Origin of the sequence: Henriciella sp. (genome assembly GCF_049649345.1) — a bacterium.
Taxonomy (GTDB): Bacteria; Pseudomonadota; Alphaproteobacteria; order Caulobacterales; family Hyphomonadaceae; genus Henriciella.
In genome coordinates this window covers 1-2,226 of sequence record NZ_JBARZC010000307.1, presented here as the reverse complement: position 1 = coordinate 2,226, position 2,226 = coordinate 1, and the positions used below count along the sequence as shown (strand labels likewise).

The 2,226-nt window shown below is 67.0% G+C and carries 2 protein-coding genes; both read left to right on the top strand.

Annotated elements, in window-relative coordinates; genetic code table 11:
- Positions 1–730 (top strand): NRAMP family divalent metal transporter (locus tag WA989_RS08085; protein WP_424339993.1); only part of this gene is annotated, 730 nt, incomplete at its 5' end.
- A 1-nt stretch (position 731) separates the two neighbouring features.
- A partial coding sequence (locus WA989_RS08080) for a hydantoinase/oxoprolinase family protein (protein WP_424339992.1) occupies positions 732–2,226 on the top strand: 1,495 nt, incomplete at its 3' end.

Below are 2,226 nucleotides of genomic sequence, written 5' to 3'. Positions count from 1 at the left end.
GGTGCGGCCTGATCCTGGCGCGCTGGCGAGCGGGCTGGTGCCGGCCATTCCGGATGGCGCGACGCTGACGGCCATCGCGCTGATCGGGACGACCATCGTGCCGTATAATCTGTTCCTGCATGCGGCGGCCTCTCGCGAACGCTGGCATGGGCGCGAAGCGGTTGGCGCAGCGAGGAAGGAATCGGCGGTGTCGATCGGCCTCGGCGGGCTGGTGTCCATCATGATCCTGTCGACCGCGGCGGCGAGCCTGTTTGCGCTCGGGCTCGATGTCTCGAATGCGCGCGACATGGCGCTGGCGCTGGAGCCGGTCTTCGGGCCATCGGCGCGCTATCTCGTGGCGACCGGCCTGTTCGCTGCAGGGCTGACCTCAGCCGTCACAGCGCCCATGGCGACGGCCTATGCGATGACGGAAATCTTCCCGCCGAAGGACCCGGCGCAGACGGCGATGCGGTTCCGGGCGGTCGCGCTTGCCATCGTCTTCATAGGGGCGAGCGTGGCGCTGCTGGGCATAAGGCCGGTCACGCTGATCATCACGGCGCAAGCGGCCAATGGGCTGCTGCTGCCGATCATCGCGGTGGTATTGCTGGCTGTCATGAACCGGAAAAAGCTCCTCGGCGCGCATGCCAATGGCACGGTGTCGAATGTCGCGGGCGGGCTGGTCGTGCTGATCACCTTCCTGCTGGGCGCGCGCGGGCTTTACCGGGCGGCCCTGTCGGCGTTTGGAGGCTAGCATGGGCGAGCCGGGCAAATGGCGCTTCTGGGTCGACCGGGGCGGGACGTTCACCGACATTGTCGGCCAGCGCCCCGATGGCGGGTTCGAGGTCGCAAAATTGCTCTCGGAGAATCCCGGCGCGTATGAAGATGCGGCGCTGGAAGGCATTCGCCGGCTGCTCGGCCTCCGCGCAGGCGACGCGATCCCTGAGACGCAGATAGAGCATGTCCGGATCGGCACGACCGTGGCGACCAATGCGCTGCTCGAGCGCAAGGGCGCGCGCACGCTGCTGGTGGTGAATGAGGGGTTTGCGGATTTGCTCCGCATTGGCCGCCAGGCGCGCCCGCGTCTCTTCGATCTCGATATCAGGAAGCCTGAGCCGCTTTATGAAGCGGTCGAGGAAGTGTCTGCGCGGGTCGATCTTGAGGGCAATGAATTGTCGGCGCTGGACGAGGCTGCGGCCCGCGCGATGTTTCAGCGGGCGAAGGCGGCGGGGCTGGAAGCCTGCGCGATCGCGCTGATAAATGCCTGGAAGCTGCCGGAGCATGAACTCCGCCTTGGCGAGCTGGCGCGCGAAGCCGGCTTCGACTTTGTAACGCTCAGCCATCAGGCCGACCCTCTGATCGGGCTGGTTCCGCGCGCCGCGACGAGCGTGACGGATGCCTATCTGACGCCTGTGCTGCGCGCCTATGTCGACAAGGTCGCGGGCATGCTGGGCGCGGTGGATCTGCATTTCATGCAGTCGAATGGCGGGCTTAGCGAGGCGCGGAGTTTCCGCGGCAAGGATGCGGTTCTGTCCGGCCCGGCAGGCGGTGTCGTCGGCGCGGCGAAGACGGCCGAGGCGCTGGGGTTCGACAAGGTGATCGGCTTCGATATGGGTGGGACGTCTACGGACGTTTGCGTCTATGAAGGCGCGTTCGAGCGCACCGTGGAGGCGGATGTGGCCGGTACGCCGCTGCGCGCGGCGATGATGGATATTCACACCGTCGCGGCGGGCGGGGGCTCGATCCTGCGCTTCGATCAGGCCCGGCTGGTTGTCGGGCCGGAGAGCGCCGGGACAGACCCTGGGCCGGCTTCCTACAGGCGAGGCGGGCCGCTGACGGTGACCGATGCGAACGTGCTGCTTGGCCGGATCCAGCCGGAGGATTTCCCGCACGTGTTCGGGCCGGATCATGATGCGCCGCTCGACCGGGAAATTGTTTTGGAGAAATTTGCGGCGCTGGCACGCGAGGTCGAGGCCGAGACCGGCATGGCGCGCACGCCGGAGGATATCGCCAGCGGTTTCCTGCAAATCGCCGTAGCGAATATGGCCCGCGCGATCCGCAAGATCACGCTGGAGCGCGGGCGCGATACGGACGGGTTTGCGCTGCAGAGCTTTGGCGGGGCGGGCGGCCAGCATGCCTGCGCCGTGGCTGATGAGCTGCGCGTCGACACGATCATCATCCATCCCTTTGCGGGCGTGCTCTCGGCGCTCGGCATAGGGCTGGCAGACGAGATCGATATCAGGCGGGCCT